This window comes from Streptomyces sp. NPDC046122, from assembly GCF_056429965.1.
The window spans coordinates 769,058-789,783 of record NZ_JBWKLQ010000003.1; the positions used below are offsets into that span (position 1 = coordinate 769,058).

Sequence of the window (20,726 nt, forward strand, 5' to 3'; positions counted from 1 at the left end):
CCCGGCCGTCCCCACTGCGCTGGAAGGAGAGCGGGATCAGCACGGACCAGTCTTCTTCGAGGTCAGGAATAAGGAGAAGGGCATTCACGGGACGCAGATCCTGACAACTTGGGCGTACTGCGACGTCGGCTCGATGAGACCGTCGGACCACAGACCCGCTCGTTTACCGGAGGCCGCTCATGGACACCGTGCTGGTTACCGGCGGGACCGGTCATCTGGGCCGGGACCTTGTCGCCTTGCTGAAGCCCGCCTTCCGGGTGCGGGTGCTCGCCCGCTCCCGCGGCATGGATCCGGACGTGGAGCGGGTACGGGGTGACCTCGCCGTCGGATCCGGCGTCGCGGAGGCGATGTCAGGGATCGGTACCGTCGTGCACGCCGCGACCTGGTCGCCGGCCGCGCGACGTGGCTATGTCCTGCCCACCGACTTCTGGCGCAGCCCGGGGGATGTCGACATCCACGGCACGCGCCGACTGCTCGACGAGGCCGCCAGGGCAGGAGTCGGCCATTTCGCCTACGTGTCCCTCGTCGGGGCCGACCGGTCGCGCGTGCCGTATCTGCGGATCAAGTACGCCGCCGAGGAAATGGTGCGCGGCGGGCAGGTTCCCTGGTCTGTCCTGAGGGCCACCCAGTTTCACTGGCTCACCGACCGCATGCTGGGCAAGGCCGCCCGGATGCCGGTACTGCCGATGCCCGCAGACATCGAGACCCAACCGGTGGATTCCCATGACTTCGCCGCCTACGTGGCCGAGCGCGTCGCCCGCGGCCACGGCGGGCAGTGCGAGGACTTCGGGGGGCCCGAGCTCCTCAGCTTCGGCGACCTCGTCGCTCAATGGCAGGGGGCCCGCGGCCGCCACCGCCGCGTCGTTCGGCTGCCCTTCCCCGCCCGGGCCGCAAAAGCGGCCCGCGACCTCACTTGCCCGACCGGCCGCCGCGGCAGCGTCACGTGGTCCGCCTGGCTGGGCAGCCACTCGCCCGAGTGACGCCGACGAATCCCGTCGCAGCGCAGTACCTGAACTCCAATGACTGGACGTGAGGCGGCAGTCGGCCTTTTGTGCTCGCCACGCGCAGTCGGCGAGCAGCTCGATGGCCGGGGCTCCGCCTGGTCAGCTTGTGCTTGTATCGCGGTGATCAGGCTCAGGTACGCAGTCAAACGGCACGAAAGCCGCAGCGATTGTCGACGTGGGGTCCCTGTGACGGTTATCGGCCCGGAATATCTGTTCGCCTTGTGCTCAGGTGGTGCCGGGGGCGTCGCCAAGCATGGGCGCCACGACCGGCACTGCCGGGCCGAAGGCACTCAATTCCACGATGTTGCGGCCGGCCAGCAGGGGACTGGCAGCCGGATGCGTCTGCTCGAATCGGGACACGCGGCCGCTAGCGTCCACTGTGATCGCGCAGTCGAAATTCTCGAGCTCGAAGAATGTCAGCATGTCCACCGTGGCGGAATCGATCTCTCGTACGGCCGGAATGTCGAGGGTCCCACTCACGCGTACGCAGAGGCCGTCTGCGGCGAGCTGCACGGCTCGCCCTCGGCGCAGCAGCAGTTCCGCGTAGAAGGCGTAGTCGCGTACCTGGGGCTCGGTCCTCTCCTTCTCCCAGGGGCCGTCCCCTTCCTCGGACAGGTCACGGCGGTACAGGTAGTCGCCGATTGCGACGATCTCTTGATGGGGGTGGAGAAGTCCGCGCGCATGGGGGCCGGGGCGAAGCACCAGTCGTCCCCGGTCGGGGCTGCGAAAGTTGACCCGCCCCTCGGCGGTCTGAGCGAGTCGGTCGTCCTCGTATACCCACAGGTGGAAGTGAGCCGAGTAGGGGTCGGTGTCTGCGCCGGCGAGGGCGAGGGAGAGGTCGAAGGGGAGACGGGGCGAGGAGGTCATGGCCGGTCCGGGGGAAGGGAGGAGGATGAGTATGGCCTCTGATCCTCGTCCGTCGGGCGGGGCACCGCACGTTAGGGCACACCCCTGGCAGAAAGGCCTTCCGACCGAGATCCGGCTACAGCAGCACCGGAAGGGACTTCAGACCGCGCATCAGCCGAGTGTGACGCCACTCGAGATGTTCACTGGGGACCGCGAGCTCGATTCCCGGGAATCGGGTGAGAAGTCCGGTCAGCACGATCTCGACCTCCGCCCGGGCGAGTGGGGCGCCCAGACACCGGTGGATGCCGTGCCCGAAGGCCAGCTGGGACTTGGCGTCCCGGGTGAGATGGAGCTGGTCGGGCACAGGGAACTGCGCTGGATCCCGGTTGGCTGCTCCCGGCGCTATGAGGACCGGGACGCCCGCCGGGATCTCGGTTCCTCCGATGACCAGGGCTTCCGTGCTGTAGCGGAAGGTGGCGAGGCCGATGGGCGGGTCGAAGCGGAGAAGTTCATCCAGGACGGCGGGGACGAGGCCGGGGTCGTCCCGCAGTTTTGCGAGCGAGTCAGGATGCTGCACCAGTGCCAGGACCGCGTTGCCGATGAAGTTGGTCGTCGTCTCGTGGCCGGCTACGAGTAACAGGACAGCCAGCGAGACTACTTCGTCGCCGGTGAGTTCCCCCGCAGCGCTCCGTGCAAGAAGGTTGTGCAGGAGGCCGTCGTCCGGATCCCTTCGCTTCGCTTCGACGAGGTCGGCCATGTAACAGGCGAGGGCATGGGAAGCGGCATCGATCGCTTCGGACTGGCCGGCCGCGAAGAGTTCGTTCGACCATTGCGCCACCATGGTCCGGTCGTCTCCGGGAACACCCAGCAGCTGGCAGATCACTGTGACGGGGAGCGGCACGGCCAGGCCGGCCACGATGTCGACCTGCTCGCCGGGTGCCCAGGTGTCGAGAAGGGCGCCGACCACCTCGGTGATGTACGGACGCATACGTGCCACGGGACCGGAAGTGAAGGCCGGCGCTGCGGCCCTGCGCAACCGTGTGTGCAGCGGAGGATCTGTGGCCAGCATGTTCTGAGCGACCGCCGGGTGGAGATTGCGACGCGATGGCTGACCGGCGAAAAAGCGCGCGGTGTCCTTTGACAGCCGAGGGTCGGCGAACGCTTCCCGTGCTGCGGCGTAACCGGTGACGACGTAGCTGGAGCGCCCCTGCGAGCCGGTGGGAACCTCGTGCACGGGTGCTGCGCTGCGAAGACGGGCGAACGTCGCGTACGGGTCCTTGAAGAACTGGGGGTCCTGCAGCGGGTCGGTCATGATCCCGAGACTTTATACGGGAGGGGGCGAGCCGCCTGCTGGCGCAGCCGGGTCAGTGCCTGGGCTCGGCCCCTGTGAACGCCAGGGGTCCGAGCGTGCGCAGAAGGCGATCTCCTCCACGTTGAGCGAGCCGGTTCGAGGTCCGGGGGTGAGGTGACTCCGCTGAGGCAGGCAGTCGCCCTGTGACTCGGGCGGGCCGCTCGGTCAGGGATCACAGGCTGCCGTCCCGGCGTCGGCGGGCAGGCGCACAGGTGGCGTCCGCCCGCCGCGGGTGGTCACTGACTGGTGGGCACCGTGTCCTCGAAGGTCGTGCCTGCGGCCCGGTAGGCGGCGATCTTCGTGGCGACCTGGGCCGGAGTCAGCACCTGGTCCTTGACGTGCAGCACGTAGTCGACTTTCTGGTCGTAGGCGCGCGGCGTGGTGCTGGTCTGACCCGCGAGGTCGATCAGCCACTGGTTGAAGTTGATGGACATCGGCCGCTCCGGCAGGTAGCGGGCGTCATGACGGCCGAACTCCTGGCCGTCGACGTAGTACGTGATGTTGCTGTCGTTGATGGTGACCACGAGGTCGTGCCAGCCGGCGTAGCTCGTACGGGACTCCGAGTGCTGGTTCACGGCCTCCCACGGGTCGGGCCGGTAGGTCTCCCACGATGTGGTGTAGAGGATGTTGGCGGGCTCGCCCCAGCCGCCGTTGGGCAGGTACTCGAAGTCGTACTCCGCGTAGTCGTCCGCCATCGGCGCCTTGAGATCGTTGATGGTGAAGAACGTCTGGACGACGCGGTCGCCGTCAGGGCCGGACTTCGGTGCGTCGGAGAACCGCACGCGGGCCGCGTAGGTGCCGTTCTTGAACTTGGTCGCCTTGGTGAGGACTTCGGTGTGTTTCGTGGACTCCGGTGTGCCGGCGGTCGAGGTCTCGAGGTTCATGATCGAGTTGGTCCCCTCCTTGGCGAACGTGACGTTCTGGGCCGCCCACGTCGCGCCGGGCACCCCCGGCCCGCCCGCGTTGGAGCGTACGCTCCAGCCGTGGGCGCCGATCGCCGGATCGGTGTGCGAGGTGTAGTTGAAGTCGTCGAAGAGTGTGGCGCCCCCGGTCGGCGGATCGGTCGGGTCGGGACCCGGCCCCGGGTCGTTGCCCTCGGGCGCCGTGCCCCACACTGGCGTACCGCCGACGCTGGCGGTGACCTTGGACCAGTTTCCGTACGCCGTCTGGGCGGGTCCGAAGGAGTAGTCGTCGTTCTGGTTCAGCGGCTGCCAGTTGGAGCGGTGGAAGCGCAGCTGCATGTCGCCGGTGTTCGCGCCGGGTGCGAGAGTGCCGGCGCCGCCGGTGAAACCGATCTCCAGGTAGCGGTCGGCGGTGGCGGTCGGCCGGGTGAGGGTGCCGAAAGTGCCGGTGATGTTGGAGCAGCCCTTGACGGCCCAGGAGCAGGCGAAGGTGTACGAGGCGCCGGCGTCGGCCTTGAAGTAGTACCGGATCTTGACCTGGCTGAGGGAGACGGCGGTGCTGCCGGTGTTGACGGCCTTGAACCAGGGTTCGACCTGGTCGCTGCCGGAGGCGCTCTGTCGGTACTGGACCGTCAGTGACTCGCCGGCGGCGACAGCCGGTGCCGCCGTCAGGGTGGCGCAGCCGAGGCCGGCCACGAGGGCTGCGGCCAGGGCGGCGCGGATCCGTGTGGTGCGGGCTCTCTTGCTCGTGCTGATGCTGGTCACCTGGTGGTCCTTTCAGGATGAAGGATCGCGGAGGGGCGGCTCGGCACTCCGAGAGCGTCGAGCCGGGTTCTGTGGTGGTGCAGCCGTGCCTGGAATCCGGGCCAGTCGCGGCCGCCGGACCAGGCGGTGTCGGCCAGTGCGCACAGCCGGGGGAAAACGAGGTACTCGGCGTGCGCGGTGGTGGGGACGTACTCGGTCCACAGCTGGGCCTGGGTGCCGAGCACCCGTGCGGCGGCCGCCGCCTCCCAGTGGGCGGGTGCGGGATCGGTCGCGTACACGGCCCGGAGGTCGACTGCGTCGCCCGACTGGCCGGGCGGTTCGTCGGGGTGGGTGGACTGCGGGTAGTCGAGGTACGTGGAGCGGTGCGGCGCCATGATCACGGGCTGACCGCGGCAGGCCGCCGCCAGGCCGTGCTCCTCGTCGCGCCAGGCCAGGACGGCGAAGGAACCGGGCAGATCGTGACCGGTCTCGGTCCACCCCAGTGGCCGCCTCCCGCGCCCGGTCAGGAAGTTCCCGATGCGCTCCATGAACCAGCCGTGGAGCGCCTCGGGGCCGGTCAGTCCTTCCTCGGCCACGCGCCGCAGGGCGGCGGGGGAGCGGTGCCACTCGTCGGTCGGGCACTCGTCGCCGCCCACGTGGACGTAGGGCGAAGGGAACAGGTCCATGACCTCGTCCAGTACGGTGCGGCAGAAGTCCAGGACCTCGTCGGTGACACCGAGCACGGTGTCGCACACGCCCCAGCTCTTCCATACGTCCAGCCGCCGCTCGGGGAAGTTGCCGAGGCGCGGGTAGGCGGCCAGGGCGGCACGCGCATGGCCCGGCATCTCGATCTCCGGTACGACGGTGACGCCGCGCTCGGCGGCGTACGCCACCAGATCCCGTAATTCCTCGCGGCTGTACGCGCCGCCGTGCGGCACCCCTGCGACCTCCGTGAGCCGGGGGTACGCCTCGCTGGGCATCCGCCAGCCCTGGTCGTCCGTCAGGTGCAGGTGCAGGACGTTGAGTTTGTGCAGGGCCAGCAGGTCGGTGAAGCGCCGCAGGAAGGAGACGGGCTGGAAGTGGCGGGCCACGTCGAGCATCGCGCCGCGCCAGGCGTACCGGGGAACGTCCGTGATCTCGACGCCCGGGACGGACCACCGCACACCGCGTACCGGCTCCGCCGCCAGGGAGGCGGCCGGCAGGAGCTGCCGAAGGGTCTGGACACCGTGGCGCAGCCCGGCGGCGCCCGCCGCGCGCAGCAGTACCGCTTCGCCGCTGACGGTCAGGCCGTAGCCTTCCGCTCCGAGGCCGGCGAGGCCGGGGTCGAGGATGAGGACGATCCGGCCGTCCGGGGCGAGGGGCAGCGGCAGACCGGTCGCCGGGGCCAGCAGAGTACGCAGCAGGTCGGCGGCGGGCCCTGCCCCGGGGGTGACGCGGATCGCGGTCGTGTCGTCGAGGGTGAACGCGCCGGTTGACCGGCTGAGTTTCGAGGGGCTCGGTACGAGCCCGGGGTCCGTGGACGGTGGGAACACGGTGCCCCCTATCCCTTGACCGCGCCGCCGGCCAGGCCGGTGGCGACCCGGCGCTGGAGCACCAGGAAGAGGACGAGGACGGGCAGCGCGAAGAGCGTGGAGGCGGCCATGGTGGCGCCCCAGTCGGTTCCGAAGACGTTCGAGAACGAGGAGAGCCAGACCGGCAGGGTGCGGTCGTCCTGGTTCTTGATGATCAGCATGTTGGCGAAGGCGAACTCGTTCCAGGCGGTGATGAAGCCGAAGAGGGAGGTGGCGAGCAGGCCGGGAGCGAGCAGCGGGAGGGTGACCCTGCGGAACGCGGCGGCGCGGGTGCAGCCGTCGACCTGGGCGGCCTCCTCCAGCTCCTTGGGTATGGCGGTGAGGAAGCTCCGCAGGGTGACGATGGTGAACGGCAGGGTGATCATGAAGTACACGAGTGTGAGGGTGGCGAGCCGGTCGAGCATGTCGGTGTCGCGTGCGATGACGTACATGGGGATGAGCAGGGCCTCCCAGGGAGCGACCTGTGCGATGAACACCATCAGGACGAAGCCGCGGCGGCCCTTCCAGCGCAGTCGCGCCACCGCGAAGGCCGAACCGAGGGCGACGGCCAGGGCCAGCACCACACAGCCGGCTGTGACGAGGAGGCTGTTGCGCCAGAACGACCAGAATCCGTCGGCGTTCATCGCCGCGGAGAAGTGCTCCAGCGTCAGCGAGGCGGGCAGGAAGACGGGTGTCTCGGCCTGGATGTCGGGGGTGGGCTTGAAGGCCGTGAGGACCATCCAGTACACGGGGAAGACGCAGAGCACGAGGACGACCAGCGCGCCCGCGTTCAGGGGCAGTCGCCGGAGCATGCCCGACGTCGATGCGGGCAGCGGTCTCACAGCTCGGCCTCCTGCCGGAACATCTGACGGAAGTAGACGATCAGTACGGTGATCAGGATGAGTACGGTGAGGGTCGCCGCGGCGGCTCCGAGGTCGTAGCGGTGGAGCGACCGGGCCACCTGGTAGGAGTAGACCGGCAGGGTGGTGGTCGCTCCGCCGGGCCCGCCCCGGGTCACCGCCCAGATCTGGGCGAAGCACCGGAAGACCCAGATGACTTCGAGGCTCAGGACCAGCCCGAAGACGGGTTTGAGGACGGGCAGGGTGATGGAGCGGAAGATCTGCCAGCTGCCGGCGCCGTCGATGCGGGCGGATTCGAAGAGCTCGGTGGGGACGGTGGTCAGCGCGGAGTGCAGGGTAATGGCGACGAACGGCACGGACTGCCATACGACGAGCAGGACCAGGACGGTGAAGGCCGCCGGCCCGTGCGCCAGCCAGGAGTAGTCCTGGAACGAGTCGAACCCCAGCCGCACCAGCAGCCAGTTGACCACTCCCAGACGGGAGGAGAAGAGCCACTGGAAGACGGTGGTCGTGGCGATGACGGGACTGGCCCAGGCGAGCACCAGTCCGCTCAGCACCAGGGTCCGCATCCGCTTGCGCAGCCGCTGGAGCATGAGCGCGATGCCTGTGCCGATCGCCATGATGAGTACGACGTTGATCCCGGTCCACCACAGCGTGCGCCGGACGACCTGCCAGAACTCGCCGTCGCGCAGGATCTCGCGGTAGTTCTCAAGACCGGCGAAACCGGCGCCTCCCCGGATCAGTTCGCCCATTCCGTAGTGCTGGAGGGAGATCAGCACACTGCGAGCGAGCGGGTAGGCGAGGAGGAAGGCGATGCCGACGAAAGTGGGGGTGATGAGCAGGTAGGGCCACAGGGCGCCGGGAACGACGCGGCGGCGTCCGGTCGACGCGGAAGCCGGTGCCGGGGCCGGTAGGGAGGCCGTTGCTCGTGCGGCCGGGGCGGCCGGGGCGGCCGGGGCGGCCGCCGGGCCGGTACGGGCCGCGGGGCGCGTCATGCTCTCTTCCCCGCCCGGGCCCCGCTCATGAGTTGAGCGTCTTGCTGATGGCCTCCGAGGCGTCCTTCGCGGCCTTCTGCCGGTCGCTTCCGGTCAGCACCGCGGTCATGTACTCCTTGATCGGGTTCGTCGCCTCGACAGCGGCCCACTGCGGGGAATTGGGCGTGGCACGTCCTCGCGCGGCCGCCGCGGCCATGGCGGCGGTGCCCTCGTTGTCCTCCAGTGCGTCGGCCAGTGCCGTCCGGTTGGGCACGTAGCTCATGGTTTTGGCCAGATCCCTCTGCCACTTCTCCCCGGCGAGCGACTTGACCACTTGGTACGCCGCGTCCTGGTGGGCGGAGGCGGCGGGGATGATCAGATCCGAACCGCCGGTGAAGGTCGCCCCCGGTGTGCCCGCCGTGTCGCCGGGGATCGGGAAGAACCCGAGCTTTCCCGCGAGGGCCGGGTTGGCCTGCTCCACGATCTCGGCACCCCCCGGAACGGCGATGATCTGGGCGACATCGCCCTTGGCGAAGACGTCCGCCTGCGGCGGCTTGGCTTCGTCGGAGTCCTTGGGGCCCTTGCCCAGCGCCTGCAGCCGCTGGTAGAAGTCCATGCCCCGGAGAGCTTCCGGGCTGTCGAGCGCGCCCTTCCACCGGTCACCGCTTTTCTCGGCGAGCTCTCCCCCCTCCTCCCAGATGAAGCCGGCGAGGGTGTACCAGTTCTGCCCGGGCAGGTAGATGCCCTGCGTCTTGCCCCGGTTGAGCTTTCCGGTGATCCGCAGCCACTCGTCACGCGTTTTGGGCGGGGAGGCGACTCCGGCCTGCGCGAAGAGATCCTTGTTGTAGATCACGACGCGGTTGGCCGCGTACCAGGGGACGCCGTACTGCTTGCCGTCGATCTTCCCGGGCTCGGCGAGGCCGGGAAGCCAGTCACCGCCCCGCAATTCCTCGACCTTGTCACTCAGGTCGAGGACGCCGCCGCTCTGTGCGTACTGTGCGACCTGGGTGTTCCCCACCTCGATCACGTCGGGAGAGTCCTTGCTCGCCAGCGCGGCGGTGATCTTCTCGCCGATGCCGTCCCACTCCTGTATCTGGATGTCCAGGACGGTGTCCTTGTGCTGCCGCTCGAAGTCCTTCTCGAAGCGCTGGAGGTAGGCGTCGGAGACGCTGTCCTTCATGATCCATACGGTGAGCGTGCCGGGACCGGCCGCCTGCTCGGAGCCGGACGACGAGGTACCGCAGGCGGTGAGCGCACAAGCGGCCGTCAGCGCCGCGGCAGTGGGGATGAAGCGGATCTTCACTGGATTCACCTCGAGAGAGAGTTGACCAGTTGGTCAACTGGGCAACGATGTGGCTCGAAGGTGGCATAGACCAATGTGGGCGTCAACCCCCCGGGAAATAAGGGTTCTTCGGTAGGCGGCGGACCGTGGAGCGCCTAAACTTCCCTTTGCCACCGAACCAGTTGTAGGTGGCGAGTCGGAGAGGTCGGAGAGTCATGGAGAGCAGCTCCTCAGGTGCCGTACTCAAGCGGGAGCGGGTCCGGGAGTTCCTCCTCGGCCTGATCGAGGTACGCCGACCCGGCGACGCCATCCCTTCGGAACGTACGCTGAGTGCCGAACTGCGGGTCTCCCGCCCCACCCTGCGTGCCGCCGTCGACGAACTCGTCGCCACGGGGCAGCTCGTACGTGAACACGGCCGCGGCATGTTCGTCGCACCCGCCAAGATCACCCAGGAACTCGTCTCCGACGACGCCGCCTTCGCCGTGCCCCGGGCAGGGGGCACCTGGTCCAGCAGGCTGCTGCGACTCGACACCATCCGCGCCGGTGCACGCATCGGCCGCAAACTACGCGTCTCCCCGGCTGCCGAAGTGGTCTACATCGCCCGGCTGCGGCTCGTCGACGGGACGCCGATCGCCATAGAGCACCTGCACATCCCGGCAGATCTGGCCCCCTCCCTCAGTCCGCAGGAACTGGAGGCGGGAGACCTGTACGACCATCTGCGCGAGCACCATTCGGTCCACGTCGACCAGGCGGTGCAGTCCATCGAGCCGACCGTCGTCAACGAAGCCGAAGCCGGCGTGCTCGACGTTCCGGTTCTCTCACCCGCCCTGCTGATCGAGCGCCTGACCACCGACACCGCTGGCCACCCCGTCGAGTACGTTCACTCCGTCTACCGCGGCGACCGCTACCGCATCGTCTCCCGGCTCGCCCTGGGCGCCACTGCCCCGCATCCGCGTCCCGAGAGCCACCACCCCGGCATCCCCCCGGGCGACTTCGCGCACGGGGACATCATCACGTCGTCGACGACAGGCGACGCCCGCTGACCGGATCCCGCGCCGCGATCCCCGACCACGTGCGAAAGCGCGGCATGCGGGCGGTGATGCCGGTCGCGGCTGATCAGCGAGGCCACCGGGTGGCGAGGAGGCAGCCGGGGTGGCAGGCCGCCAGGCTTTGAACCGCGAGGCCTTCAAGCTCTGTCTGGCCGGTCTTCACATCGCCGGCATTTCCTCTGCTCTCGCCTGTGATTCTCTAGCTCAAGTGCTGTTGTGCCCAGTCGGTGACACCGCTCAGCCGGACAGCGGCTTTGACAGGGTCACCGGTCCGGGTGGGCTGGCCCACCTCGAAGTCGTGACCGGTCAGGCCGCTTTCGTCCTCGACGATGCGAGCGATGCGATAGGCCACCTTCATCACGTCCAACGCCGCCGGACCCGAGTGGCGGTAGGCGACCTCGATATGGGCTGTGTCCCCGCAGTAGTCGAGCTGCACGCGTCCCGGCGGACCAACCGTCTCAAGGGTGAGGCTGTACAGGTACTCCTCGGACTCGACGCACCCGATGTCCCGTGAGACACGGCCCAGAATCCGGCCCCACTCGTCCGGCTGCGCGCCGGTCCGTCGGAGCAGCGGCAGGTCGGCATCGGGATCAAAGCCGACGTTGAGGCGGTCAAGCGCCTCCTGAAGCGTCAGGCCCGGCTGCACCCGCACGAGCATGATGTCGTAGGCCACCGGGCGAATCTACGCAACCTCCCGCTCGGCGGCGACAGCATCAACCCAACCTCGAGAACGGACTCGCTCGTCTGCAAGGGCTGATGCGGGACCCGAACCGGCGACGCAGGTTATTCCATACGGGACGTCGCGTATGGTTATGGGGTGACGATTCCCAGCGCCCCTCGCGGGCGTCCCAGAGACAGTCGCGCCCATCAGGCGATCCTGGCAGCCACGACCGAGCTGCTGACCGAGGTCGGTTACGCCGCAACCTCGATCGGGGCGGTGGCGGCTCGGGCCGGTGCCGGCAAGGACACCGTCTACCGACGGTGGTCCGGCAAAGCCGAGTTGGTGTACGAGGCGGTCTTCACCGAGGCCGAGTCGGCTCCCATACCGAACACCGGCAGTCTGAGCGGCGACCTCACAGCCCTTGTCGAAGCGCTGCTCCAGGAGTTCACCGCGCCGGCCGCCGCCGCGGCGTTGCCCGGCCTGCTGGCAGACTTCGCGGCCAGTCCGGGCTTGCAACGTCGTATCCGCGATGACTTCCTGGCACCGGCCAAGGCCGGGCTGGTGGTGGTGTTCGAGCGGGCCGCCCGACGCGGTGAGACCGGCCCCGATGTCCCGGTCGACCTGGTGCTCGACACCCTTGCCGGAGCGGTCTTCTTCCACGTGGGGCTGGTGGCCGAACCAGCCACCCCGAAGCTCGCCACGCGACTTGCCACCCTGATTACCCGCGGGATCGAGGTCCGATGAACGGATGGTTTCTCGCCGCCGGCCTCACCAGTGCCGGCGTCGCGGTGGTCCACGTCCTTGCCGGTGGCCGCGACGTGATCCGGCCGCTGCTGGTCGGCAACCTGCCGGACGAGCCCCGCCGAGTGCTGCACGCCGTCTGGCACATGGTCACGGCCGACCTGGTCCTGGCCGCGATCGCCCTCGTGTGGCTGGCCCTGCACCATCAGCCTGGCGGCGACCTGGTGGCCTGGCTGCTGGCCGCTCACTTCCTGGTGTATGCAGTGGCGTTCCTGGTGATATCACTGTCAGCCGACTGGTCCAGGCCCTGGCTGAGACTGCCTCAATGGGTGCTGCTCCTGCCGGTGGGGACACTGGCCGCCGTGGGAGCCCTGTGACCTGCTCATGGACGGGCCTCCCAGCGGCGCCAATCTCTCGGCGGGCTTAGCGGTGCCGTTGCGCGCGTGGAGCCCCTGCGTGGATCGCCTACTCGGCGGGTCACTGGCTTGGTCTGTGCCGGTCAGTGATCGAGCACGGGTGGGGCAGGGGGGGTACCAGGGGCGGTCGGTGTTGAGGCAGCGCTACGGGCCTACCCTTCCTGTCCGTTGAGTGCCGCACCCGACCTGTACCCATGTGGATCAGATGGAGCCGGTCTATGTGGCGACCTGGTCACCCGGCGTGAGCGCGGCGACGTTGTCGGCCATGCGGCGCAGCACCTTCAGTGCGGCGACGTACTCGTCGTCGGTGATGCCGTCGTGGATCTGCGCCCGGATGCCGGTGACGAGCTTCTTTATCCGGGCCTTGGCGGCGCGGCCCTCGTCGGTGAGGTGCAGGCGCTCGTTGTCGTCGACTCGCAGCCAGCTCCGGTGAAGCAGGTGGTCGACGGCGCGGGAGGCGTCGTTCGGGGTGTCCGCGATGTCGGCGAGCCCGGTGACGACGACATCCCGGGTGACGTGGTCGCCGACGTCAACCCGGTTGAGGGTCCACCACTGGGGCTGTGTGACGTCCACGCGGGCCATGGCGTCGCGGATGTGCTGGATAACGGCCTTGTGGACGACGCCGCTCCAGTAGCCGATGGGCTGTGAGGCGAGTTCGGCGTCGGTGGCGGCGGGGTTGGCGGGGTTGACGGGAGTGGGTGTGGTCGTTGTCGTCGTCATGGGGTCGACCGTAGGACCTCAACCGCGATTGAGGTCAAGCTCCCCAGGGGGTGTGCATCGCTAGTGGATCTCGGTAAGCGACAATCTTGATCTGTGTTGCGTGGAGATCTGATGGAAGAGCCATGGGCGGGCGATGCTCGTTCCGTTGGTGCCTGCGGACGCCCTCAGCCTTCGCACACAGCTCAGGGTCCCGGCAGCACTTTCCCCTACAGGTCCTAGGGGGCAGGTCAGTCGGCAGGTGGAGATCGTCGTACGTCAGGCGGGGGACCCCACTCAGGCTGTGGGGTGACGCCGGGGACGGGCCGGGCTGCCTAGCCTCGCCGGTATGAATCATCTGCCTCGCGGTGCTGCCGCAGCTTTACTCGGACTGTCCCTCGCCGTACTCGGCACGGGCGTCTCCTCCGCCGCTCCCGCCACGCGGGTGGCCCCGTCCGCCGAGATCGCCCGCGTACGTCTCGAACTCCCGCCACCTACCGGCGCGTTCGCGGTCGGGCGGGACACCCTGCACCTCGTTGACGAGAGCCGCCCCGACCCCTGGGTCCCGCAGACCGGGGCGCGTGAGCTGATGGTGTCGGTCTACTACCCGGCACGGCCTGGGGGCGGCCGGACGGCCCCTTACATGACCAAGGGCGAGGCCCAGGCCTTCATCGACGACCGGGAACTGACCGACGCGGTGCCCGCCAAGACGCTCAGCGGCACCCGCACCCACGCTCGTACCGCCGCCGCGCCCGTACGCGGGAAGTTCCCGCTCGTGGTGCTGTCGCCCGGGTTCAGCGTGAACCGCTCCACGCTTACCCTGCTCGCCGAGGAACTGGCCAGCCAGGGGTACGTCGTCGCCGCTGTCGACCACGCCTACGAGTCGGTCGGCACAGCCTTCCCCGGCGGGCGTCTCCTGAACTGCGTCGCCTGCGACAAGATCCAGCCGGGCGGGTACGGGGTGGTGCCCCAGGGCCGGGCCAAGGACGTCTCCTTCCTCCTCGACCGGCTCCTTGCCGACAAGCACCCCGCTTGGCGGCACGCCCGCCTGATCGACCGCGCGAAGATCGGCATGGCCGGGCACTCCATCGGCGGAGCCTCCGCCGCGACGACCATGGCGGGCGATGCCCGGGTACGCGCCGGAGCCAACATGGACGGTTCGTTCATGGAGCCGGTACCGGCGGAGGGCCTGGACGGCCGCCCGTTCATGATGCTCGGCACCGGCGACGACGACCGCTCCTGGGTTCGCGACTGGCCGCTCCTGGGCGGCTGGAAGCGCTGGATCAACGTCACCGGCGCGGAACACTTCACCTTCACCGACACCCCGGTTCTCGCGGACCAACTCGGCCTGCTGTCACCGGAGGAGCCCCTGTCAGGCAAGCGCTCGCAGGAGATCACGCGGGCGTTCGTGACGGCGTTCTTCGACCTGCATCTGAAGGGCGTGGACCGCAAGCTGCTGGACAGGCCGTCCGCCGAGCACCCGGAGGTGGTCATCCACAAGACGGGCTGATCGGCCGGCACGTTGCGCGGGTGCCCCGGGTCCTGCCTGGCCGGCGGCCGCGACGGCCACGTCGTGCGTTCCTTCGCCGGCCAGTCCGTCAGCCCATCAACGACCGAAGGCGCATGGCGGCAAGAACAGGAAGCAGGTCGCCAAGGGGCACCCGCGGCCGAATTCGCACGGCTTGTCTCAGGGCAGGAGTTGGGTGGCGAGGCACTCCGCGGCCCAGTGCTGCCATTGCTCCGCAGTCCAGTGTCGTTCGGTCACCAACAAGGTGTACGTCTCGGGGCCGAGCAGCGTCATGGCGATGTCGGCGGCTGACGCGGCGTCGTGGCCCTCCCGCAGGCCGTCGGGGGACTTGGCCTCCAGGGCGTGAGCGAAGCGAAGTTGCACGGTGTGCCGCTGGCGGAGGCCGGCCTGCCACAGGTCGGCGAGCTCGGGTTCGGAGGCGGCAGCCGCTCGTACGACCTCCAGGACCGGCGCGGCCCGCTCCAGGATGCGGCGGGCGCCGGCCGCCTGGAGGCGCAGCTGCGTCACCGGGTCCGGTTCGGCGAGGACTTCGAGCGCCCAGGGGCGGTCGAGGGTGGCGACGGGATCCGCGTCACCGGCGACGGCGGTGTCCAGGACTTCCTTGAGCAGGACGCGCTTGTTGCCGAAGGTGAAGTACACGGTCTGGACGCCGACTTCGGCGGTTCGGGCGATCTCGCCGATGGTCGTGCCTGCCCAGCCCCGTTGCGTGAAGAGTCGCCCCGCCGCGTCGATCATCCGCAGTCGGGTCTGCCGGGCCCTCTCCGCCCGTGTCATGGGCTCAGTCACGCGGATTCATCCCCTCCTCTTTGACTGTAGTGGCACTACAGTGTACTTCACTGGAGTATGACTACAGTGAAGTCGGGTTCTGCGGGGCGGGTCCTGGTCGTCGGCGGCTACGGAGCCGTGGGGTCCGTGGTGACCGGCACGCTGGCTGAGTGGTTTCCCGGACGCGTCGTCCCCGCGGGGCGCGACGAGGTGAAGGCTCGTCGGCTCGGCGGAGTGCGCGTGGACGTCGGCGACCCGGCCGGCTTTGGGCGGATGCTGGACGAGCTGGGTGATGTGAGCGCCGTGGTGCTGTGCGTGGAGCCGCCGGACGCGGGACTCGCCCGGATTTGTATCGAACGTGGCCTGCACGTCGTGGACGTCGGTGCGACCCGCCGGATGCTTGAGGATGTGGAGGCCCTGCACGGGACGGCGACTACGGCGGGGGCCGCGGCAGTGCTCAGCGTCGGCGTCGCACCCGGCCTGACCAACCTGCTCGCCCGACGTGTCCACGACGCCGTTGGCGGCGCCGAACGGATCGACCTGACTGTGCTGCTCGGCGCGGGAGAGCGGCACGGCGCCGACGCCGTGCGGTGGACGGTCGCCAGCGTCAGCGAGCCCGTCACCGCCCCCGCGCGGCGGCTGTCGCTGCCCGGCTTCGGTGTGCGGACCGCCCACGCGTTCCCGTTCTCCGATCAGTACACCCTGCGGCGTACCCTCGGCGTCCCAGAGGTGACCACGCGGCTGTGCCTGGACTCCCGTCCGCTGACGGCGGCCCTCTTCGCACTGCGCCGGGCCGGGTTGCTGCGGGGCGCCGGCGGGGCACGCCGGCAGAGGCTGCTCACCGGCGCGTTCAGCCGCGTCCACATCGGTGCGGACGGCTTCGCTGTCCGGGCCGACGCGCGCCGAGGCGACCGTCACGCGACCTTGACGCTCACGGGGAAGGGGCAGAGCCACGCGACGGGCCTGGTGGCCGCCCACGTTGTCCGCACGCTCCTCACACACGGCCTACCGGCCGGCGTGCACCACCTCGAACAGCTGGCGGCGCTGACCGCCCTGCCGGAACAGCTGGCCTCCTACGGCATCACCACAACCCGCTGATTCGCCACTGCGCGGCAGTGCCCACACGCAGGGCGAGGCGGCGCTTCCGGTCCGCGTGCGCGGGTACGGCGGACTGAGAGCCGGGGGAGGACTGCGTGGGCAGCGGTTCATGGTGGGGTTGCTCTGGGCGGAGAGACAGGGGGATGCTCCAGTCCGCCTTGAGTGCCGCAAACTGACGACGCGCACCGCGCAGCCGCCGCCGTCGGGCTCAGCGCAGGAGCATTGCCGCGAAAACCGTCCGTCAAGCACTCGAGGGCTGTGTTGGCGCATGCTGTTCGGGGCCGTCGGTCCACATAGTCCAGCCGCCGGAAGGGCGGCCCCGCCGATTGCCGCGACGGCGGCTGGTCGGGTTGTGGCTGCCTCAGGGCGTGCTTCGAGCGTCGCCGTCTGCACGCCGTGTCACGAGGCCTCAGGCCGCTTTGCCGACTTGCCGTCGCTTGTCGCCGCCGCGGGATTAAAGCCGGGGGGAAGCCTGCGAGCGAAGTGCTGTGGAAGCAACTCGGATCGGCAGGCATAGGTTGCGTATGGTCCGCGCGTCCTTGTGAGTGTTGAGGAACGGGAGGGCCTATGGACCCGCAGGATCACGAAAGATTCCGGGACTTCGTCGACGTCCGGTGGAGCGCCCTGTTGCGCCTGGCGAACTTGCTCACCGGCGGCGACCGGCACGAGGCGGAGGATCTCGTACAGATCGCTCTGGTGAAGGCGCTGGGCCGCTGGCGGCACATCGACGACCCGGAGAGTTACGTGCGCAAGGTGATGTACCGGCACCAGATCAGCCGCTGGCGGCTGCGTCGCCCGCACCGCGAGGCCACGTTCGCCACGCTGCCGATGGACCTCGGCGTCGCTGACGACACGGCCTCCGCCGACCTGCGGATCACGGTGGGTCAGGCGCTCGCCCGGCTGACCCCGCGGCAGCGCACGATGCTGGTGCTGCGTTATTTCGAAGACCTGTCCGAAACGGAGGTGGCGAGCGCCCTGGGATGTTCTGTGGGCACGGTGCGCAGCACCACCCATCGGTCGCTGGCCCGGTTGCGCAGTGTCGCGCCGGAGCTGGGCGCCCCGGCCCAAGCCGCAGTCACCGTACGGAACAGCAACGTGCCGAAGGGGGCCCACACATGAACGCCGACCAGCTGGACCGCGCGATCCGGGATGTCCTGCACGGATGGGCCCCCGAGAACTCCAGCGCTCCCAGGGGCATCGCCGACCGAATCGTGCGCCGCCACCGACGGCGGAGCCGCATGCGCGTCACCGGCGCGGCTCTCGGCCTCACGGGTATCGCCTTCGGTGCGCTGCTAGCCACCGGTGCGGGTGGCGACGACGGGACGCGACAGCCCGCTTCGCGGGTGAGCAAGCAGAGCAACCTGCTGTGGCAGACCACCCTGCCAGGCAAGTCCTGGGACGCCTGCACCACCGGTCCTCGTGCCGTCTACTGCCGAGGGGCGGAGTACGACGCCATCGGCCTGGACACCCGTACCGGAAAGGTTGCGTGGCAACAGAAGGCCAAGGACGACAACAGCGGGAGGACTCCGGCTGGATCGCTGCCCGGGGCCCGCGACGGAGTGCTCTATACCTACGCCGATCACGCCCCGGGCGCGCCCGCGGCCGGCACCGACCTCGTCGCCCTCGACATCGGCAGCCGAAAGGTGCTGTGGAAGCACGAGCTGGCGGACGACAGCCGTCAACGGTCCTCTGCCGTGCTGTTCGACGGAGGGATCCTCGCCAACGCCCCGACCTTCAAGAGCGTGGCCGCGCTGGACGACAGGACCGGCCGGACGCTGTGGACGCACTCGTGGAAGCAGGCAGATTGCGACCGGGCCGCGATCGGCGGCGTCCCGTACCTGATGTGCTCGCCGGACAGCGAGAAGGCCCCGCAGCGCAGCACCGTCGTCCGGTTGGACCCGGCGACCGGCGCGCCGCGGACGGTCGCGACCGTCAAGGGCCCGACGGCCTACATCGGCACGGACGGTGATGCGGTGCTGCTGGGCGGCATGGCCGGCGGACAGAAATTCTTGGGTGACCCCGGGCCCGCCACCCTGATCCGCGTCGACGTCAGCTCGGGCAAGGTGTCGCAGCACCGCGTCAACAGTCTGCCGATGGGCGTGGTCGCGGACGGCATCATTCTGGCGTCCGGCGGGAACGGCAGCGCCGTCGCGTATTCGGCCGACGACGGCAAGCGGCTGTGGTCGCGCGACCTCGGGCTGAAACTCCGCAAGGACTCGCGCGATCCCATGATGCGGGAACTGCCCTCTGACGCTGCGGTGGATCTCGGTAGTCGGGTGGCGTACTACCTTGATCCGTCCGGGCATCTGGTGGGCCTCGACCTGGACAGTGGCGCGACGCGCTGGCGCGGCGAGGTCCAGGTGCCGAAGAGTGAGGTGGAGGCGGGGATCGCCCCGGAGCTGATGGTCTACGATCACGGCCTCATCGGCCAGGTCGGCGGCGAGCTCTTCCGGATCAAGCCCATGCTGCCCAAGGCGCGTTCGTAGCGAGGGACGAGGGGGCGGGCGGGCTCGTGTCCCGCGCCGGCTGCGGAATGTGGTCGGCGCGGGACGATGCTTCGGCACCGGGGCGCAGGCTCGGGGCGTGCCTTCATCCGTTCCACACATCCGGGGAATGTCGTCGGTGCGCCAGTGCGCTATGCCTGTTTGGGCTGGGGGTGGTGACCGTTTATGAACGGACTGGTGGCCCGACGTTCGACCGGCGGGCGGCTTCGGGACCCCATGAGGAATCAAACGGCCGTTGAGGCACCGGTGATAATGGCGGGATGAATCCAATCGCCCGCTGGACGGTACTGGTCTGCGTCGGATGTGCCGCCCTCCTGTCCGGGTGTACCACGGACAGCGCTCGCTCCTCTGCGCCGCCTGGTCCCACGACCACTTCTACCGTCGCCCCGGACGGGGCAGTCCAGTTGGCCGAGCGCTACCGTGAGTCCGGCGGAGAGAAAGACGTGTACGGGATCCAGCGCAGTTCCGGTCCGGAGGGCGTCCCCCTGCTGATCGTTTGGACGCGCAATCCCGACGAAGACGCTGAGATCTTCGACAACCTCAAGGGGTCGATCACGGGGTACCTGGAGCGCGAGGAAGGGCTGTCGCTGGGAGGCGGCTACCTGATGGACGTCTTTGGCCCGGACGGCACGCTGCAGCACCGCCTCGACGCCCGCGCGTAGCCCTGGCGGGCGCGACAGTTCTATCTCCAAGCGTCACGGATATGGGCTGCCGCTGTCCGAGGTTGTCACCCCGATCACCGATTCAACCTGCGCCTCAACGTGCAAGTCGGCGGTGGCAGATGAGGGCTGCGTGATGCCGACGAAAGCCGGGCGTAGTGGCGCTGGTGCTCGGCGCGGCCGTGAACGGGTGACGCGAACGGTCTTTGGCCCTACGATCCCGCTCATGTCGATCACCCCGTCCATACCCGTCGTCCAGGGGCGCAAGAAGACCTCCCTTCAGTACGACGGCGATGCATTGTTCCTGCACCGCCCGCACGAGGAGGTGCGCATTCCGCTGGCGGCGGTTGCGCGACTTCGTGTCGAGGGGCGGTCCGTTGTGATCGACCTGACGGCGTCGGCCGGCACGGAGCCGGTGGCGCACCGGATCGACGGGGCGAGCGAGGCGGGGGCCGCCATGTTCGTCGCGGCCGTGAACGCAGCCCTGCCAGGGGCGGCCGGGCGGGACACGACGGCCGACGGGTCCGCCCTCGTCGAGGCGCGGACCTGGCCGAGGAGCCGACGGGAGAGGAAGGTGCGGCTCGTCAAGCTGTGGTCGGCCGCCGCCCTCGGTCTGGTCGTGGTCCTGTGTGCGCTCATCTCCGTTGCCGGGGAGGCGGTCGGAGTGGTCCTCTTCGTGCCCATGGGCGGCATCGCGGCGGCGTCCCTCGTCGGGGGCGGCGTAGCGCTGTCCAGTTGGTACCGCGAGTGGCGCCTGACGCGGCATGGCATCACAACCTTCGCCGCTGAGTTCCCGAGCGAGCCCGGGATGTACCTGTACACGGACCCGGCGGGCCTGATCCGCAACGTGTTCACCTGGGCGGGCCGGGTGGGCGTCAAGGTGAGCTACGACCCGCGCGACCCGGGGAACGTGGTCCTCCCGAGGTCGCCGCTGGTGCGGCGCGGGGAGCTCTGTCTCGGTCTTTTCCTCGCCTTCTGCGGGTTGTTCTTGTTCGCCGGCATGATCGCGATGACCGTCCAGGCGTTCCTCGGCACACTCAATCTGTCCGAACCCGCATAGCGGCGGGTATCACCGTCGCGTCCCAGCACAGGGAAC

Annotated in this window: 20 protein-coding genes; 10 read left to right on the forward strand and 10 right to left on the reverse strand. The window is 69.3% G+C overall.

The window, feature by feature from the left end; translation table 11 throughout:
- Positions 1-179: 179 nt before the first annotated feature.
- Entirely contained in the window at positions 180-980 is an 801-nt protein-coding gene (locus AC07FK_RS12865; protein WP_479104908.1) for an SDR family oxidoreductase, read from the forward strand.
- A 249-nt stretch (positions 981-1,229) separates the two neighbouring features.
- Here AC07FK_RS12865 and AC07FK_RS12870 read toward each other — a convergent pair whose 3' ends face one another.
- The 7 genes from AC07FK_RS12870 to AC07FK_RS12900 form a co-directional block, all read right to left on the reverse strand.
- On the reverse strand, positions 1,230-1,871 hold the full coding sequence (locus tag AC07FK_RS12870) for a hypothetical protein (protein WP_479104909.1): 642 nt from the start codon (positions 1,869-1,871) through the stop codon (positions 1,230-1,232).
- A gap of 115 nt (positions 1,872-1,986) precedes the next feature.
- The gene (locus AC07FK_RS12875) at positions 1,987-3,162 is read right to left on the reverse strand and encodes a cytochrome P450 family protein (RefSeq protein ID WP_479104910.1); all 1,176 of its coding nucleotides are present in this window, start codon (positions 3,160-3,162) and stop codon (positions 1,987-1,989) included.
- 275 nt (positions 3,163-3,437) lie between these two features.
- Complete coding sequence (locus AC07FK_RS12880) at positions 3,438-4,868, reverse strand: cellulose binding domain-containing protein (RefSeq protein WP_479104911.1); 1,431 nt, start codon at positions 4,866-4,868, stop codon at positions 3,438-3,440.
- On the reverse strand, positions 4,865-6,379 hold the full coding sequence (locus tag AC07FK_RS12885) for a beta-N-acetylhexosaminidase (protein ID WP_479104912.1): 1,515 nt from the start codon (positions 6,377-6,379) through the stop codon (positions 4,865-4,867). The genes AC07FK_RS12880 and AC07FK_RS12885 overlap by 4 nt, the downstream gene beginning before the upstream one ends.
- Before the next feature lie 8 nt (positions 6,380-6,387).
- Complete coding sequence (locus AC07FK_RS12890) at positions 6,388-7,209, reverse strand: carbohydrate ABC transporter permease (protein WP_479104973.1); 822 nt, start codon at positions 7,207-7,209, stop codon at positions 6,388-6,390.
- Between the two features lie 26 nt (positions 7,210-7,235).
- A complete protein-coding gene (locus tag AC07FK_RS12895) occupies positions 7,236-8,252 on the reverse strand; it encodes a carbohydrate ABC transporter permease (RefSeq protein ID WP_479104913.1) in 1,017 nt (338 codons plus the stop codon).
- Between the two features lie 25 nt (positions 8,253-8,277).
- Positions 8,278-9,534, reverse strand: coding sequence for an extracellular solute-binding protein (locus tag AC07FK_RS12900; RefSeq protein WP_479104914.1), 1,257 nt, complete (start codon positions 9,532-9,534; stop codon positions 8,278-8,280).
- Between the two features lie 194 nt (positions 9,535-9,728).
- On the opposite strand from AC07FK_RS12900, the gene AC07FK_RS12905 reads away from it, so the two are divergent.
- Entirely contained in the window at positions 9,729-10,556 is an 828-nt protein-coding gene (locus tag AC07FK_RS12905) for a GntR family transcriptional regulator (RefSeq protein ID WP_479104915.1), read from the forward strand.
- 205 nt (positions 10,557-10,761) lie between these two features.
- Here the strand turns inward: AC07FK_RS12905 and AC07FK_RS12910 are convergent, their stop codons facing one another.
- Positions 10,762-11,235 carry a hypothetical protein gene (locus tag AC07FK_RS12910; protein ID WP_479104916.1) on the reverse strand — a complete coding sequence of 158 codons (474 nt, stop codon included), beginning with the start codon at positions 11,233-11,235 and terminating at the stop codon, positions 10,762-10,764.
- A gap of 144 nt (positions 11,236-11,379) precedes the next feature.
- Here AC07FK_RS12910 and AC07FK_RS12915 point away from each other — a divergent pair, with 144 nt between their 5' ends.
- Positions 11,380-11,967 carry a TetR/AcrR family transcriptional regulator gene (locus AC07FK_RS12915; protein ID WP_479104917.1) on the forward strand — a complete coding sequence of 196 codons (588 nt, stop codon included), beginning with the start codon at positions 11,380-11,382 and terminating at the stop codon, positions 11,965-11,967.
- Positions 11,964-12,341: a hypothetical protein gene (locus AC07FK_RS12920; protein ID WP_479104918.1), complete on the forward strand. Its 378-nt coding sequence runs from the start codon at positions 11,964-11,966 to the stop codon at positions 12,339-12,341. Before AC07FK_RS12915 ends, AC07FK_RS12920 begins: the two co-directional genes overlap by 4 nt.
- A 255-nt stretch (positions 12,342-12,596) precedes the next feature.
- Here the strand turns inward: AC07FK_RS12920 and AC07FK_RS12925 are convergent, their stop codons facing one another.
- Positions 12,597-13,100 (reverse strand): MarR family winged helix-turn-helix transcriptional regulator, encoded by a 504-nt coding sequence (locus tag AC07FK_RS12925; RefSeq protein ID WP_479104919.1) that lies wholly within the window; start codon positions 13,098-13,100, stop codon positions 12,597-12,599.
- Positions 13,101-13,425: 325 nt separating this feature from the next.
- On the opposite strand from AC07FK_RS12925, the gene AC07FK_RS12930 reads away from it, so the two are divergent.
- Positions 13,426-14,586, forward strand: a complete 1,161-nt coding sequence (locus AC07FK_RS12930; RefSeq protein WP_479104920.1) for an alpha/beta hydrolase family protein — start codon at positions 13,426-13,428, stop codon at positions 14,584-14,586.
- A 177-nt stretch (positions 14,587-14,763) separates the two neighbouring features.
- On the opposite strand, the gene AC07FK_RS12935 is transcribed toward AC07FK_RS12930, so the two are convergent.
- Positions 14,764-15,390: a TetR/AcrR family transcriptional regulator gene (locus AC07FK_RS12935; protein WP_479104921.1), complete on the reverse strand. Its 627-nt coding sequence runs from the start codon at positions 15,388-15,390 to the stop codon at positions 14,764-14,766.
- Positions 15,391-15,456: 66 nt separating this feature from the next.
- On the opposite strand from AC07FK_RS12935, the gene AC07FK_RS12940 reads away from it, so the two are divergent.
- From AC07FK_RS12940 to AC07FK_RS12960, 5 genes are all read left to right on the forward strand, one after another.
- Positions 15,457-16,467, forward strand: coding sequence for a saccharopine dehydrogenase NADP-binding domain-containing protein (locus tag AC07FK_RS12940; RefSeq protein WP_479104922.1), 1,011 nt, complete (start codon positions 15,457-15,459; stop codon positions 16,465-16,467).
- Between the two features lie 567 nt (positions 16,468-17,034).
- Entirely contained in the window at positions 17,035-17,586 is a 552-nt protein-coding gene (locus AC07FK_RS12945) for a SigE family RNA polymerase sigma factor (RefSeq protein ID WP_479104923.1), read from the forward strand.
- A complete protein-coding gene (locus tag AC07FK_RS12950; protein ID WP_479104924.1) occupies positions 17,583-18,953 on the forward strand; it encodes an outer membrane protein assembly factor BamB family protein in 1,371 nt (456 codons plus the stop codon). The genes AC07FK_RS12945 and AC07FK_RS12950 overlap by 4 nt, the downstream gene beginning before the upstream one ends.
- 422 nt (positions 18,954-19,375) lie before the next feature.
- Positions 19,376-19,633: a hypothetical protein gene (locus AC07FK_RS12955; RefSeq protein ID WP_479104925.1), complete on the forward strand. Its 258-nt coding sequence runs from the start codon at positions 19,376-19,378 to the stop codon at positions 19,631-19,633.
- Between the two features lie 223 nt (positions 19,634-19,856).
- Positions 19,857-20,690 (forward strand): hypothetical protein, encoded by an 834-nt coding sequence (locus tag AC07FK_RS12960; RefSeq protein ID WP_479104926.1) that lies wholly within the window; start codon positions 19,857-19,859, stop codon positions 20,688-20,690.
- Positions 20,691-20,726 lie beyond the last annotated feature (36 nt).